Origin of the sequence: Rhodococcus sp. UFZ-B548 (assembly GCF_903819475.1) — a bacterium.
GTDB classification, from domain to species: domain Bacteria; phylum Actinomycetota; class Actinomycetes; order Mycobacteriales; family Mycobacteriaceae; genus Rhodococcus_F; species Rhodococcus_F erythropolis.
On sequence record NZ_CAIJDS010000084.1, the window covers coordinates 1 to 14,908 of the forward strand.

Annotated in this window: 18 protein-coding genes and 1 pseudogene; 12 read left to right on the forward strand and 7 right to left on the reverse strand. The window is 61.4% G+C overall.

From position 1 onward, the window contains the following. Positions 1-644, reverse strand: a 644-nt coding sequence (locus tag H7C86_RS35075; protein WP_182263335.1) for a TetR/AcrR family transcriptional regulator, incomplete at its 3' end; no start/stop codon positions are given. Between the two features lie 204 nt (positions 645-848). On the opposite strand from H7C86_RS35075, the gene H7C86_RS35080 reads away from it, so the two are divergent. From H7C86_RS35080 to H7C86_RS35100, 5 genes are all read left to right on the forward strand, one after another. Next, positions 849-1,331 (forward strand): hypothetical protein, encoded by a 483-nt coding sequence (locus tag H7C86_RS35080; protein ID WP_159930009.1) that lies wholly within the window; start codon positions 849-851, stop codon positions 1,329-1,331. Between the two features lie 447 nt (positions 1,332-1,778). After that, complete coding sequence (locus tag H7C86_RS35085) at positions 1,779-2,552, forward strand: ParA family protein (protein WP_159930007.1); 774 nt, start codon at positions 1,779-1,781, stop codon at positions 2,550-2,552. Then, positions 2,549-2,824 (forward strand): hypothetical protein, encoded by a 276-nt coding sequence (locus H7C86_RS35090; RefSeq protein ID WP_159930005.1) that lies wholly within the window; start codon positions 2,549-2,551, stop codon positions 2,822-2,824. Before H7C86_RS35085 ends, H7C86_RS35090 begins: the two co-directional genes overlap by 4 nt. A gap of 162 nt (positions 2,825-2,986) precedes the next feature. After that, positions 2,987-4,021 (forward strand): DNA methyltransferase, encoded by a 1,035-nt coding sequence (locus tag H7C86_RS35095; protein ID WP_159930027.1) that lies wholly within the window; start codon positions 2,987-2,989, stop codon positions 4,019-4,021. After that, positions 4,018-4,953, forward strand: a complete 936-nt coding sequence (locus tag H7C86_RS35100) for a hypothetical protein (protein ID WP_159930003.1) — start codon at positions 4,018-4,020, stop codon at positions 4,951-4,953. Before H7C86_RS35095 ends, H7C86_RS35100 begins: the two co-directional genes overlap by 4 nt. A 161-nt stretch (positions 4,954-5,114) precedes the next feature. On the opposite strand, the gene H7C86_RS35105 is transcribed toward H7C86_RS35100, so the two are convergent. From H7C86_RS35105 to H7C86_RS35125, 5 genes are all read right to left on the reverse strand, one after another. Continuing rightward, positions 5,115-5,399, reverse strand: coding sequence for a sigma factor-like helix-turn-helix DNA-binding protein (locus tag H7C86_RS35105; protein WP_182263336.1), 285 nt, complete (start codon positions 5,397-5,399; stop codon positions 5,115-5,117). Then, the gene (locus H7C86_RS35110; RefSeq protein ID WP_159929999.1) at positions 5,396-6,301 is read right to left on the reverse strand and encodes a replication initiation protein; all 906 of its coding nucleotides are present in this window, start codon (positions 6,299-6,301) and stop codon (positions 5,396-5,398) included. Before H7C86_RS35110 ends, H7C86_RS35105 begins: the two co-directional genes overlap by 4 nt. Positions 6,302-6,545: 244 nt before the next feature. Continuing rightward, the gene (locus H7C86_RS35115; RefSeq protein ID WP_159929997.1) at positions 6,546-6,770 is read right to left on the reverse strand and encodes a hypothetical protein; all 225 of its coding nucleotides are present in this window, start codon (positions 6,768-6,770) and stop codon (positions 6,546-6,548) included. Next, positions 6,767-6,946 carry a hypothetical protein gene (locus H7C86_RS35120; RefSeq protein ID WP_159929995.1) on the reverse strand — a complete coding sequence of 60 codons (180 nt, stop codon included), beginning with the start codon at positions 6,944-6,946 and terminating at the stop codon, positions 6,767-6,769. Before H7C86_RS35120 ends, H7C86_RS35115 begins: the two co-directional genes overlap by 4 nt. Before the next feature lie 127 nt (positions 6,947-7,073). After that, positions 7,074-7,394, reverse strand: a complete 321-nt coding sequence (locus H7C86_RS35125; protein WP_159929993.1) for a hypothetical protein — start codon at positions 7,392-7,394, stop codon at positions 7,074-7,076. 526 nt (positions 7,395-7,920) lie between these two features. Here H7C86_RS35125 and H7C86_RS35130 point away from each other — a divergent pair. The 7 genes from H7C86_RS35130 to H7C86_RS35160 all read left to right on the forward strand — a co-directional run bounded on the left by H7C86_RS35130 (position 7,921) and on the right by H7C86_RS35160 (position 14,449). After that, positions 7,921-8,598 (forward strand): hypothetical protein, encoded by a 678-nt coding sequence (locus tag H7C86_RS35130; RefSeq protein WP_159930025.1) that lies wholly within the window; start codon positions 7,921-7,923, stop codon positions 8,596-8,598. Continuing rightward, positions 8,595-9,725, forward strand: a complete 1,131-nt coding sequence (locus H7C86_RS35135; protein WP_159930023.1) for a relaxase/mobilization nuclease domain-containing protein — start codon at positions 8,595-8,597, stop codon at positions 9,723-9,725. The genes H7C86_RS35130 and H7C86_RS35135 overlap by 4 nt, the downstream gene beginning before the upstream one ends. Continuing rightward, positions 9,722-11,581, forward strand: coding sequence for a type IV secretory system conjugative DNA transfer family protein (locus tag H7C86_RS35140; protein WP_159930021.1), 1,860 nt, complete (start codon positions 9,722-9,724; stop codon positions 11,579-11,581). The genes H7C86_RS35135 and H7C86_RS35140 overlap by 4 nt, the downstream gene beginning before the upstream one ends. Continuing rightward, on the forward strand, positions 11,578-12,132 hold the full coding sequence (locus H7C86_RS35145; protein ID WP_159930019.1) for a hypothetical protein: 555 nt from the start codon (positions 11,578-11,580) through the stop codon (positions 12,130-12,132). Before H7C86_RS35140 ends, H7C86_RS35145 begins: the two co-directional genes overlap by 4 nt. Before the next feature lie 106 nt (positions 12,133-12,238). After that, positions 12,239-13,204 carry a UbiA family prenyltransferase gene (locus tag H7C86_RS35150; RefSeq protein WP_259349410.1) on the forward strand — a complete coding sequence of 322 codons (966 nt, stop codon included), beginning with the start codon at positions 12,239-12,241 and terminating at the stop codon, positions 13,202-13,204. Positions 13,205-13,214: 10 nt separating this feature from the next. After that, positions 13,215-13,928, forward strand: coding sequence for a 1-acyl-sn-glycerol-3-phosphate acyltransferase (locus H7C86_RS35155; protein WP_159930015.1), 714 nt, complete (start codon positions 13,215-13,217; stop codon positions 13,926-13,928). Then, positions 13,925-14,449, forward strand: coding sequence for a helix-turn-helix transcriptional regulator (locus H7C86_RS35160; RefSeq protein WP_159930013.1), 525 nt, complete (start codon positions 13,925-13,927; stop codon positions 14,447-14,449). The genes H7C86_RS35155 and H7C86_RS35160 overlap by 4 nt, the downstream gene beginning before the upstream one ends. Positions 14,450-14,627: 178 nt before the next feature. On the opposite strand, the pseudogene H7C86_RS35165 reads toward H7C86_RS35160, so the two are convergent. After that, positions 14,628-14,908 (reverse strand): annotated as a pseudogene (locus H7C86_RS35165) (hypothetical protein); the annotation flags it as partial.

The following is a 14,908-nucleotide window of genomic DNA, read 5'->3' on the forward strand; positions in this document are numbered from 1 at the left end:
AACTGCAATCCGAAATATGAAATGACCGATTCATAGAAGGCAGCCATCCGGTTGATGAAGTGTTCGTCAGCGGCAACCAGCGCAGCCTGAATACGTTCACGGTGCTCTTCCTCAAGCGCGGGAAGCGTCGAGTTCAAGGTAGTAAAGGTGCGCCATGCCAGTGCGCGGCTCACTGCTTCGAAGTTGCGCGCAACGCCCTGTCGAATCGCTTCCATGAGAACCCTCCGCCGGCCGTCGACGGTACCGAGTTCGTCGCGGTGTTCTTCGATCACTGCCAAGGCAATTCTGATGGTCTCTTCGTCGAATGCCACACCTTGATCTTCTGCTGGCTCGAGCATTCGCTCCATCAGGGCGACATAGAATTCCTCTGCCGTCTCCCACTCTCGATACACCGAGCTGCGAGGAACGTCGGCAATGCGAATGAGTTCCTCCATCTTCAGATGAGCCAAACTCACCGTCAGGCCTGTTTCCTGCAGCATCTCCAGCGCAGTATCCAGCACCTTGTCACGTAACTCCGCGGACGATAGGCGCGATCGGCGTTTTGCTCGCTTCCCAGTCGCCCACGCTTGCGCCTCGCTGGACTTGTCCATTTGCTGCATCCAATCGTAGTTTGAGACTGATAGTCCCAATCCGGAGTCTTGCACTCAAGATCCAAACTGTGTATGGTCTGTCTCACTCTCTCATATGCAGGTGGGAGTTCTTCCCTCGGTCCAACAGGACACGCAGGTCGTTTCTGGGGTTGGTCGGACCACAAGTTCAGTCACCCTCACCCCGAATCGGGAGGTCAGAACATGTCACGCACAATCCTTGAGATACCGAATGAGGACGCTGGGGCTCGCGCAGACACGATGAGTACCAAGACAGCGCGGCAAGTGAAGATTGCCGCAGGCAGGTTGAGTCTGGGGCTGGGCGCTGTGCTTTGCACTGCGGTCCTTGCTGCGGCGCCTGCCATGGCTGCGCCGTGGATGCCGCACGCGCCGAACAACGTTCCGCGATCGGAATGGGTTGATTGTGGACCCAAGATCTGCACGAAGTACTACAGCATCGAGGCAACTGCAGCGATCGCGGAGTACGCGAGCCAGGGCTACGTTGACGCAGTGCAAGCGTGGCCCGATTCGATCGAGCACTTCTTCTTCGGAAACGCAATCGAGGACACGCAGGCGATGGAGGACAACGCGGTGGAGGCTTCGGTGTACGGCGGATGTGTCCAGGTGGCGCAGCGCGCCGACAAGAAGGGCCCGAAAGCTGTGAGCTGGACGAATCACCCGCGCTACTGCGGGTCCGAGAAGGCCCGCTACGAATACGTCGATTCTGGAAGTGAAATCGGCTAACCCCACCGGACGAGAAGAAGGGTTTGACCAAGCACCGACCTCAATCACGAAGACCCGCCTCGATACGGGGCGGGTCTTCGTCACCTCTATCGATGGCTGGTTGCGGCATCGGTCGATTCGGCGCTCGGTAACGGCGCGTCCTGCAAGGAGATTCGGGTGATCCGCACAAGAGGGGGCCGCGTCACGTCGCTGTCGCCTCTCACAGGTTCGGTGGCCGCGGTCCTTCCCTCGTTCATTGGCCCTCGGCATCAACATTGCCCGCCCGCACGGTGGTCCTACGGATACGACGTCGTGAACCTGGGCATCAAGTTCTGCGGTAACTCCTTAGCGCCACTTTTCGCGGTTCCGTCCCTCGAATGCCGACTACTAAGGGAAGAATGAATCGCTTCAGGCGAAACGCCTTGACAATCCACGAATCTAACAATCTTGAATGTTAGATTCTCGGCTATGACGACTACAGCAGTGGTGAACCAAAAGGGCGGATCGGGCAAGACCACAACCGTACTCGGTCTCGCCTCCGCCGCCAGTGCGCGCGGCATCGACACCCTGGTGATCGACCTCGATCCCCAGTGCAACGCGTCCGAGGCGCTGGGGATCGACTACCCCGTCGACGGGCAAACGGCCGCTGATCTACTCGCGGGCGAGTTCCCAGGTGGCGCGACAGAGGTCGTCCAGGCGTCGAAGTGGGACCACGTGAGCGTCATTCCCGCCGACCTCGACCTTTCCGACATCGACGCGGTTGCCGGCCTCGGGGTGGAACAGCGCCTTCGCGTGGCCCTCGACAGCGACGAGCTGCGGCAGCAGTTCCCGCTGATCCTGATCGACTGCCCGCCGAGTATCGGCAAGCTCGTCTCCAACGCACTCATTGCGGCCGACAACGCGCTGGTGGCCACCGAGCCATCGTTCATGGCCAGCCGGGGTGTGTCGAAGATCTTGCAGGCAATCGACACGATCCAGCGGTACTACAACCCCACGTTGACCGTGGCCGGTGTTCTCATCGGGCGCGTACCCGCGCAGGCCCGCGAAGCAGCACACCGCACCGCTGAGATACGCGAGGCCCTCGGTGATCTTGTTCTCCCCGAGGTCGTGCCCCAGCGGGCGGCCGTTGCGGAAGCAGTCGGAGACCGCCGACCTATTCACGAGGTCCGCCCACCCGTGCTCGAGGTGACGCGCGCGTTCGATGCAGCGTTGGACCGCGTACTGGGAGGAGCTCGGCCGTGACCGCGACCAAGAAACCGTCCGCTTTCGGCGGGAGCCGCGCCACCGTTCCGGAGAAGGATGCGGCCCAGTCGAAGCCGCACCCCTTCACCCCGCAGCTCGCCCGCCAGGTCGCCGCCGCGCCGCCGACGTTGCCCAAGGATGCGACGGTGACGGCGTTCGCCACCCGGCTACCGCCGGACATGCAGCGCATGGTCAAGACCGCCTGCGCCCAACGAGGCATCAGGATTCAAGATGCGGTGTATGAGGCACTATGGCACTGGCTTAACAGTTAAAACACGATCTCACTGCCACTTTCTAACAAGTTAGAAAGATAACTTCGGCGTTCGCTACTGCATAGGTCAGTAGTCGCACATCGATTGCAATGTCTCGGCCTCGCCTAGATAGGGTCAGCGTGACCAACATAAGAAGACAAGGAACAAAAACAAGTGGCATCAATGGAGCCGTATCAGCTCTTCCGGGGAAACGTAGTCTCTGCCTACGACAAGTGGGAAGCGCCCGATCTGATCATGTCGGACGGGGCATACGGGGTTCGAGGTTTTCATGGCGACACCACCGGAGCTGACGGTCTCGTCGAGTGGTACAGCCCCCATGTACTTGCTTGGTCCAAAGCGGCGAAGATGTCTACTTCGCTTTGGTTCTGGAACACCGAGGTTGGATGGGCGACTGTGCACCCGCTTCTTGTCGCGAACGGTTGGGACTACGTCCAGACCGTTGTTTGGGACAAAGGACTGTCGCACATCGCCGGCAACGTGAATGGCCAGACTATTCGGCGGCTGCCGGTCGTGACTGAGGTGTCGGTGCTCTACCGACGTCGGATTCTCCTTCCTTGTGAGGACGGAGAAACGATGCACGTCCAACAGTGGCTCCGGGAGGAGTGGCGAAGGTCCGGTCTTCCGCTGAACCGATCTAACGAAGCCTGTGGTGTGAAGAATGCGGCGACTCGCAAGTATCTCACCCAAGACTGGCTCTGGTATTGGCCGCCTGGGGACATGGTGGCAGCGATGGCCAGGTATGCGACCAAGCACGGGAAGTTGACAAAGCGGCCGTACTTCGCGATTGACGGAAAGACTCCCATCACTGCGGATGCTTGGGATGCATTGCGAGCAGTATGGAACCATGAGCACGGTCTAACCAACGTATGGAGTAGGCCGCCGCTAAGCGATTCGGAGCGGCTCAAGGGAACATTGGAGAGGTCAGCGCCCCGGGTGTACAAACCAACAAACCAGAGTGCTGCGCATTTGAATCAGAAACCGCTTGAGTTCATGACTCGGCAGGTCCAGGCCACCACTCGCGAGAGGGATGTCGTTTGGGAACCCTTCGGTGGACTTGCGTCAGGCTCGGTCGCGGCAGTCGGCCTGGGTCGGAAAGCACGCGTAGCAGAGGTGGACCGCACGTTCCAAGACCTGGCATTGGAGAGATTGAAGGTAGCCAAGAGCGAGTTCATGAAGAAGAGTAAAGCAGCCTCATGACCGACCAATCAGACTCCCTCAGTACGGCATCCGTGGCCCCAGTCCGCGCGGAGCTTCCTGACTCTGATCCGCGGACAAAGCTGCGTAGCAACGTGCTGGATGCTTTGGCGGCCCTCCCCTTCTATTTCACTAGCACCATCAACATCGAAGGCTTAGACGCTGCAGATCTGTTCTCCCTCAACACCCTGTTGGGCGGCGCGATCGAGATCCAGACTGTCGAAACTCTCAACAGGCTTCGAGACGTCTGGGATCCCGATGATGAGTGGCAGGAGTACGGGTTTCAACGCTTTTCGCAGTCATTCCCTGACGTTCGTTTAGTGAAGCAGTCAGATGTGACCCTGCCGGTTTTAGGCATTGAGTTGAAAGGTTGGTATCTGCTCAGTAAGGAAGCCGAGCCATCATTTCGATATACCGCTAACGCATCAGCCTGTTCGCCGTGGGACCTGATCGTTGTTGTTCCATGGACACTTAGCAACGTGCTCAGCGGTACGCCCCGCGCGCACAAACCTTTCGTTGAACAGGCCGGCTATGCAGCCCACATGCGAACCTACTACTGGAAGCATGCCCGAGGCGGTAACGCGGCGAGCAGAAACAGCGAGATCATCATGGCCACGGTGGATGCTCCGTACCCCCCTGCTGGCACGCAGATCTCAGATCGTCCGGTCCAAGACTCTGGAAAAAACTTCGGCCGTGTAGCCCGAGTCAAAGGACTGATGGATGAATGGAAGGACGAGCAGCTAGACATGAATGTATCGGGGATACCGGCGCGCCAGTGGATCCGGTTTCTCGCTGCATTTTCGGAGACTCCAGACCCGGAGGCCGTAGCCGTCAAAGTCCAAGCGATGTTGAAGAAGGGGATCGTGAATCTCACGAATGAGCAAGCAGAAAGAATTGTGGCGCTACTCGAAGAGCTTGGCGGTCTCATGTCGTGACCTTGAGGTTGCCGTTAACTGGCTGGTAAACAGAGTTTTCTAACTTTATAGAAAGTTAGTACGACGACTGTGTGGATCTCCCAATCCCCGTACAGTCGCCAGCACAGCTGTCCCAGAAGCCTGTCCCGGAAGGCGTAGAAGAAAGCACTGCCGCGCCACCGCTACGCGCTGGCTTGCCTCCGATCACTCATGCCCGACTTCCGCGCGTGGTGCAGCAGTGTGCCGACTGTGCCAACAGAGCAGCCCATTTCCTCGGCTATCTCGCGATACTTCAGGCCTTGTTCCCGCAGCTCGACCGCGCGTTGACGTCGCTCCTGTGCTCTAGCCTCGAAATCCGCGCGGGGTTCAGCAACGACGTTGCGGATGGTGCGTTCGGACACTCCGAGACGTGCTGCCATCTCCTTCGCAGTCTTTGACCGGCGCATCGGGTTCTCAGCAGCCATCATGCCTCCAACTCAGCGAGGATGGCGGCACGATCTACGGCCCGACGCTTATTCGTGGCCACGATCGACTGCCGCCGCTTCTCAGTCATTGTCCGCCCACCCTTGCTGCCGCGGTGCGCCTGGAGGGCACGGTATTGCTCTTCGGAGAAGTTGCGCCATATCCAGCGAGCAATGGATTGCGCGGTGGCGCGAACCTCGATGAACGGGAGCGGCTCGGGAAATTCCGTGTTGATCGCATGGCAGCGTTGCAGCACGAGCCGTTCCCAGTCGCGACCGGTGCCTTCACGGTGGCGCCACCACTGCGGATAGGCCCACTTCCGCGCGGTGTCGAACATGGTGACGTTGCGGCCGAGCCCTGTCGCGCGGTCGGGCCGGCGGGGCATCTGCCGAGGTGTGTGGATGGTGGCCAGGTCGCGGAGTTCGTACGGCTTTGCTGGCCCGTAGAGCGTTTCCCAGTCAGGGTGAATGGGATTCTTGGTAAGTTGCCCGCCGTATGAGAAATCGCCTCCCACCGACGTTCTCAGCCCAGCTTCGATGCGTTGAGCGAACCGGAGCGGTTGCAGCCGCGCCGAGTCGGTGCGGCAGACCGGTGCGGCGAGCCACCAGCCCAGATGTGCACGTCCAGCGTGCGGTCCCCTGATGGTCTGTGCGACCCAGGAGGGCGCAGGGTGGTCGCTGGGCTGCTCGAAGGCGCGCATAGCGGCGTCGGGATGGTCGCAGTCGATGACGATGGATCCCAGAAGCGCATGTGGTGAGTGCTCGACGTAGCGCATCGCCAGTGCGTCGTCCCGGCTCATGCGGTACTGGCCACGGTCCAGTTGGTTCGTCGCGTACGGCCGATGCGGTAGCAGTACGTCTAGCGCCCATCGATCGTCAGTGAGTAGTTCCGCCCCCGAAAGATCCATGCGGGAAACCTTGCCCCACCCGGACGAATTATTTAGGTAGGCACGCCGTAGCCATATCAGGTATCCCGGGCTTCGCTCCGTTGCACACTCTTCAAGTAGGCAACCCAAAGCCTTATCCCGCCCGACCCTCAGAAAGCTCGTCGCGCCCCGGTCACCCGAATCGCACGGCCCTACGCCTCAAGGTTCTGCCAGCGCTGCTCATACCCAACGAACTACCTCAGATGCTGGACGCTGGACCCAGTGATTAAGAGTCACTTGCTCTACAACCCGCGCTGCTGCGGTCGGGTTGCGCACCCGTGAGCTGCGAAAACCGTAGCAGCTGTGGCACCCGGTAGGTGACCTGATGTCCGATGCTCTCGAGGTGGGCCTTCCACAGTGCGGCACCCTTGGCGCGGAGTCCCTCTCGCTCGGCGAGCTGGGCGGGCGTGGTGCGCATGGCCCGTTCGAAATCGTCATCGAGGTAGTTCATGCGATCACTCCGTCTGTTTTGAAGCTGGCAAGCATGTCATGGAGACGGCCGGCCCGCCAGCACTGCGCGAGAAGTATCTCGCGGGTGTGCAGCTTGGCTGGCCGGAACGGGTTACGGGCGCCGAGGGTGCGCGACTGGGCGACGCCGAGCCGATAGGCCCGCTCGTACGTGTTCACGCCGTCACCTGCGCATCGTCGGCGGCGAGGTAGCGGTAAACCGTTGCTCTTTGACCGGCCATGCACCTTGCCAACCTCGCCGACGATGAGTTGGCAAGCCAGCGCGCAGCGGTGGCGCGGCAGCCTTCTACGTTTCTTGCGTCGTCGTTTTGCGTCGAGTGCTTCTTCGGCTTCGCGCTGCGGTATTTGGTGAACGTCGAGCACGCTTCGGTTTGAGGGGTTCTATGCCGAGGCTCGATAGTTCCTTCGCTGTCCATGAACTGTCGAGTGCTGCGCTGTACTCGTCCTTGTACTTCGTTTCCAGTGACGCGACGCTGGCCCGTGCGGCAGTAAGTTCGGCCAGCGTTGCTGCGACCTTCTTTCCGGTTTCGATTCGGCGTTGCACTTGATTGTTTGCAAGCGCTTCGATGTCCGCTTCTGTTGGCGTAGCTACTGGGCTATCAGTCATGTTTCGGAGTGTATGCGCGTGTCGCGAGTGCGACCGCTGGCGCGGTCGGTATGTGGTTGCCGTGTCGGTGTTTGCCGCGCGCCTGACGGCACGCGAGCGCACACCACCTCGTCAACCACACGCGCTGCGCGCGGTGTGCGCCTGGCGGCGCAGTGTCACGCCAGCGTGACACGTGGGGCCGGCCACCGTCCGAGCGCGCGGGGCGCACTCGAGCCGGAGACAGGCCCCACGCTGCGACCCGCCACCCGCGAAAGGCGTGCGAGGCGGCGAAGTCTTGCAGCGAGATATGCCGTTCGCTACGCTCACAGGCAACTCGCCCCGATTTCGCTACGCTCCATCCGGGGTTCCGACGCGGCTCCGCCGCAGTCGGTGCGGGTTCCCCGCCCGCGACGGCGGTGCCTTTCGGCACCTGGTCGCGTGGCGTGGAACCGCGCGAGGCGGTGCACGGTGTGCGCGCAGCTACGCTGCGACGCACCCGCGCACACGCAACACAGATGGAGAGTGGTCGCACGTGAGGAGTCGAGTAGTGGCAGTCCGGTTGGAGCCGACGGAACACGCAGCATGGTCGCGTGCGCTCGACGCTTCGCCGTGGAGCTCGTTGGCGCACTGGTGCCGCGAGGTCGTCAACGACTCACTGACTCGCGAACCGATCGACGCCGCAAGCGGTACGGAGTTGGTCGATATTTCCGGCGACGAGGCGACGCGGTTCGTGCGTCTGTGCGGCGTGCTGAACGAGCGCGCAAAGGGCAGCAATCGGCTGGGCAGGGTGGTGGCGGATTCATTGCAGAGTGCGCGTGCTGTTGCGGACCTTGCAGAGGAACTTTTGCCGACGGTGAACACGGCTGTTGCGTCACACGAGAGGACGTCGGAGCGGCGGGAGAAGTTGGTCAATGTTCGTCTCACAGATGACGAGTTCGGACGCTGGAATGACGCCGCGTTGCGCGGCGGATATGCGCGCGTTGCAACGTGGGTGCGGTACACCGTTGCCGCGCTCATCGGGTACCCGTTGGCGTCGGCAACACTGACGGTTCCGGCCGGTCTGGACGAGGTACGCCGCCAGCTCGCAGGAGCGGTGACGAACCTCGCGCAACTCGCGGACGTTGCCGAGGGCTACGACGCCGGTTTGCACGAAGAGTTTGCAGACGTGCACGCGCGCATTGCGGACCTGCTGCGCCGCTATCACGCACTCGGCAAGCGCACGTGATCCCGCGCATCAGCAAGGGCTCATCGGCGTACGGGGCCCTGGCGTACGACCACGGTCCTGGACGCCGCGACGAACACGAGAACGCGCACAAAGTCGCGGGGAACGTACCGGGCCGGACGTGGAAAGACCGGGCCCGAGTGATGGACGAGCACGCCAAGACCGCACGCGGCGAGGTCGCCAAACCGCTGCACCGAACCTCTCTCCGGATCTCGGAGAGCGACCGCAAGCTCACCGACCGGGAATGGAAGCAGGTTGCGAACGAGTACGTCGAGCGGATGGGGTTCGACAAGTGCCCGTGGGAGGCGACCCGGCACGCCGACGACCACATCCACATCACCGTCAGCCGGGTGCAGTGGGACGGGAAGCTGGCCAAGACCAGCCACGACTACGCGAAGGCGCAGGCCGCGAGCCGCCAGATCGAACGCACGCACGGTCTCGAGGACGCCAGCCGCAAGTACAACCGCGAGCGGCCCGAGGTGTCCAAGGGCGAGCGGGAGAGCGCCGAGCGGCGGAGCGTACGGCCGGAGCGCGAGCAGCTCCGCGACAAACTGACCGCGGCCGAGCGGGCGAGCGACGGCACCAGGGCCTCATACGAGCAGAAGTTGACCGAGCAGGGCGTGCACTACCGGGCCAACGTCTCCAAGACCACCGGCCGAGTCAGTGGCTACAGCTACGGTCTCGAGGGCCACACCACGGCGGCGACAGGGGAGGCCAACGCCGCCAGGGAACAGGTGTGGTTCAAGGGCTCCCAGCTTGGCGGGCAGTTCAGCTGGAACAAGACCCAGACGCGGCTCGCCGAGCAACAGAAGACGCAGCAGGACGTGGACAGGGGGAAGGGGGAAGGCCGGCCGCCCGCTCGGGAGGCCCGGCAAATGCAGCAGCCGATGACGCGGGAGCAGGCCCGCGAGGAGGCGGCACGTCGTGCGGCCGAGCGCCAGCAGCAACGACAAACACCCAGTACAGGAATGGAGACCAGTGAGGACAGGAAGGCGCAACCCATGACGCAGGAGAACACCGAGCAACGTGGACCGATGACGCGGGAGCAGGCCCGCGAGGAGGCGGCACGTCGTGCGGCCGAGCGCGAGCAGCAACGCAGCACGGAAAAGGATCAGGAGCGCGGCCGATGAACCGCCAGTGGGGGCCGCAGGACACCGGCGGCGTGGAGATGCGCCGAAACAGTGACGGTCAGTATTGGATCCTGTTTGCCCTGTTCTCGCCGGTATTTCTGATTTACCGAGTTACGAACGGAGATCCGAATCTCGCGCCCGGAGTGATCGTCGTATGTGCGGTGGCAGGGCTGCTGGGGCTGTGGGACGGCCGCAAGGGTGCTCGGTTCGCCCGAGGGCATTGGGTTTGCGCGTTGGTGGTCTTCTTCCTCGCCTCGTACCCATTGATCGTCTATGGCGTTGTGTTCGCGATCGGACGCTTAACGGCTGGTCAGAGTATTTCCAAGAGCACATTCAGATCGCCCAAGACAGATCGCGAGATCGTCCTGGCGTCTCCGTCGCCCAGTACTGAGATCGTTGCGGTGGCGTCGAAGGGCTGGCAGAAGCCAGGCGGAGGGCATGTGGGATGGGACGACACCGGCCGCTATGTCGGTGCCAACTCACGCGGCGCCATGTTGGTCATCGGCCCACCCGGCAGTGGTAAGACCGCCGCGGTGCTCATACCGTCGATTTACGTCATCCCAGGAGCTGGTGTTGTCAGCTCGATCAAGCTCGACCTCTTACAAGCGACCGCGTACGCACGCGGTGCAGTCGGTCGGGTCTTCCACTTTGACCCGGGCGGGGGCGAACAGACACCGCCCGGCATCATCCAGGCCCGCTGGTCACCGCTGGTATCGATCCGAACATGGGACGACGCCCGCATGATCGCCACCAGGATCGCGGCCCCGATGATGGGCCAGGAAAGGTCCTCTGGCGAGTCGGACAACCACTTCATGGAAAAGGGCCGCGACTGGATCGAAGTTCTGCTGTATGCGGCAGTCCTCGGCGGACATTCGATTTCGACCGTTGCGGACTGGGTGCAGAACCCGGACACAGCGGACGTCACCCAGGAAGTGGACAGTGCGCTCATCTACGCCGCCAGCAACGGCGACCAGGGGGCCAAGATCGCGGCCGGACAACACGCAGGCCTGCTTGCTATCCCGGACCGTGAACGCGGTTCGATCAAATCCAGCATGACGCGCCTGTTCCGGATCTACGGCAGCGTGAGCGCCCGTGAAATCGGCACCAACCCGAACTTCGACCCGAGACAGTTCGTCCGCAGCTCGGACACCCTCTACATCACTGCCAGCCCCGAGCGGCAGCAGGAATATGCCCCGCTCATCGCCGGTCTGCTGGAAGAGATCCGGTATGCCACCTACCAACGGCACGCGGCCGAAGAGCAGGGGTACGAGCCCAAACGTCCACACGTGACATTCGTCCTCGACGAGGCCAACAACACCGCCCCGATCCCACTGCCGGCCATTGTCAGCGAGGCGGGCGGCCAGTCCCTGCACATCATCGTCGGCATCCAAGATCTCTCCCGAGCCCGCGCACGGTGGGGACAAGCAGCCGATGGCTTCCTGACTCTGTTCCCGACAAAAGTCGTGCTCAACGGTGTCATCGAGCCCTACACCCTCGACGCGCTCAGCAACGCGGCAGGCGAGTACGACCGGATGATGACCAGCTACAGCGAATCCACGTCGTACGTCGGCCAATACAGCATCCCGATTCGCCAGCGAAACCCGAGCTACTCGACAGTCCGGCAGAAGGTCTTGCACCAGGGCGACATTGCGAGCCTTCCGCCGGGGAAGGCGCTGTTGTTCGAAGGCGCGGACTGGTTCCTGGTCAACCTCAGCATGCATTTCGCGGACCCGTTGTGGCGCAGCGTCTCCCAGGACGGGCACAGCAAGGCCTACCAGCTTGCGCAGACCAATCAGGCTGCGTCAGGTAGCGGCACCGGCATGGTGCCGCTCGACAAGGAAGGGAACCCCATATGAAAACCCGAACCCAGCTGTACCTCGCGGCAGCAGCCGTGACCGTCGTTGCGGCGGCCGCCGTCACCGGCGTTGTCATCGCCACCGACGACAAGCCAGAACACACCATCGCGGAAGAGCGCGTAGCACTGCTCGCCGCTGTCCCTGAGACGTGCAAGGAACAGGCCGACAGCATCATCAGCATGTTCCAGATGCTCGACCCGGCTACCGAACCGGCGCGGCGAACGTGCCAGAACTACCGCGATGGTGCCGCGCTCGGGACCCCGTTGCGATCACTGGCGGTCGAGTGGAACCAGCAGTGCCTCGAATCCGCAGGATGGAGGCTCGAACGCAGACAGGAACCCGATCCCACGGGGAACTACCCACTCGACCCCGTCGGGCCAGATGGAGGCACGTACATGCCAACCAGAGTCGCGCACTGCGCGATGACCGCCCCCACCGCTGAAGAGTGCGAAGGACTGCGCCAAGGCCTCGATCCCGCTGGTGTAGCTCTCAGCATCAACGAGGCCGCCGTACTGGTGCGACTGGGATGCACCAACACTGCCAACCGCTGACAAAGAGGCGCGGGGACCGGGCGGCGGTTACCCGCCCGGTCCCCGCGCCAACTGCACAGTTTGACATTAGGGAACATGCACGTCTACCAGCAGAAAAGGGAAACCCATGCGCCCGTCTCCGGACGTGAGAATCAGAGTCCAGAGGGATGTCGGCGAAGGACCTCGATCTGCCCTTGCAGGTCTCCACCGTTTGGATCACGCCGGTACTTATTTGCCCACATTCGCATGGGGGGCGTTGGTCGTGGCATCAGGGATCTCTGCGCTGTGGTCGCCGTGGCTGCTGGTAGGGCTTGCAATAAATGCACTCACGGTCTTCGGCGGGTTCGTACTCAACACTGTCGTGGACATACGGTCCGATCTGCGCAATGCAAAGAAGCGATACATGACCGATGCGCTTCGCTCTATTGGTGTACAGCGGGCGGTGCGTATTTACTTCGCAGAACAGGTCAGCGCTATCGCTATAGCAATGACTGCCGCTGTCGCGCTCGATAGGCCATTCATCGTAGGAGCGACGATTCTAGCTATAGCCGCAAACTGGGCATATAGTGCACCACCGTTTCGAATGAAAAGCCGAATCATAATCGGTCCCCTGTGCATGGGGATCAAATCAGGTCTGGCCCCTGGATTGATCGCAATGTCTACCGTCCCCGACACGCAATTCAATGCTGCCGCCAGCGTTCTGCTTTTCGGGCTCACCCTTTCCACGGCAAGTAGGGGTGTGTGGCACTCAATACCCGATCTCCATGCCGATCAAGCAAGCGGGATTCACACCATCGCTGTTCGACATGGGGCTGTTCGAGCTGCACAGGGCGCAGTGCTTGCTACGGCAATCGGATGCGGGCTCAACCTGGCGGCATGTATCTGGCTGATGGGCTGGTGGGGTCTGGTCGCCTGCACTGGCATGGTCATAACGATCTACCACAGGTATCGAGTCGGATCGCTCGCAGATGAAAGCGCAATTATCGATCATATGAATGAGCCGCGATCCGAAGTCATTAATGCTCGATGGAATCGAGCAACGTACTCCATTCTCTGTGTTGCTTCACTCGGCCACCTAGTAATTCCCGGATAGGAGAAATTCTGTGTGGTATCTACTGTTCAAGAACGTTTTTATCGGTCCGGTTCTTCGGCTGCTAGGGAGGCCCTCTGTTGAGGGTGTAGAAAACATTCCCCGTACCGGACCCGTTATTATCGCAAGCAACCATCTGGCGGTCGTGGATTCGTTTTTCCTTGCGATGATACTCAAGCGTCGAATCACTTTTCCTGCGAAAGTTCAATTCTTCACCGCACCCGGGATCTGGGGTGCATTCAAACGTTTCTTCTTCACCGCAACGGGGCAGATTCCGATTGATCGCTACGACAAGGCCTCCGCTGAGAAGGCGCTGGAGCAACTGCAAACCATTCTCCGAACTGGCGGAATCGTAGGTATCTACCCCGAAAGCTACAGCTCCCCGGATGGGCGCCTGTTCAAGGGCAAGACAGGCGTCGCTCGTCTCGCGTTGATGACGAACGTTCCGATCATCCCTGTAGCGATGATCGGAACGGAGCGTCTCAACCCGGCGGACAAGGTGATCTGGCGGCCCGCGAAGGTCCGGATACGCGTAGGTGAACCACTCGATTACCAGGCGGTCATCACCCAGGAAGAGAACACCAGAGTAGAGCGCGTCATCACGGACTTGCTGATGGACCGCATTGGTGCCCTGAGTGGGCAGCAGCGGGCACCGATCTACGCTGCAGTCATCAAAGACCCCGAAGCGGTCCAGATGACAACCCGCGAGAAGACTGGATCACTATGACAGGTGCGCTCACTCCTGTAGACGCTGAACGGTTCAGCCAGGTCCTTCGTGCACGTCGCCGAGTACTCGGCTTGAGCTTGGCAGCAGTCGCCGAAGCGGGAGGGCCGGCCGAACCAACGATGGTGCGACTCGAGAGCGGCGCAGGTGGCCCGATTCGTGTTTCAACGCTTGCCAAGCTCGACAAGGTTCTTCGTTGGCAAGTGGGTGGCGCTATGGCTGCCATCACTGGTGACCAACCAATCCCTTTGGAGCACGACAGCACTGAGAGCTCTCATCCTGTCGGGGAACTACCGATCAGTGACGCCGAAGTGGTCCAACTATGCGAGTTGGTCGGAGATCTCAATCGCATGCTGCACGCGCGCGGCGCGACTAGGCGGGCGGCGTTGGACGCGAGCATCACGCGATTCGAGGAGATCCTGGAACCGATCATGGTGCGAGCCGCACGGGTGAATCCCACCGAAGACTCAGAGGTGCTTAATCGTGTGCTCGCGGAGTGGGTCATCCTTCGTGGAACACGGTGACTAGGCAATCGAGGGACGGAACCGCGAAAAGTGGCGCTAAGGAGTTACCGAGACGACCTCACCTACCGAGCACTGACGGACTGGCTGAGCTACCGACGCGGACCCACTGGCCCACAATGGTCGGTATCGACTGGGGCAGAGAGAAACCACGTCAACGCGGCAGCGCCGAAGATCTTATCTATTCGTCACCTGGCTCGCCGTGCTCCGGAGTCGGCTCAGTCATGGCATCCAAGATTCCGAGCCATCCAACTGCCGCGAGATGCCAAGGGGCGGATTCACCTTTGATCCCGGGTCCGCTGACCGGAGTATTGACCAGCGTTGGATTGACAAAGCTGCGCCCGATTAGACCTTCCACGACCGACGATGCCGTGGCCGTGAACTTGTAGACATCGAATCCCGGTTTGAACTGCAATCCGAAATATGAAATGACCGATTCATAGAAGGCAGCCATCCGGTTGA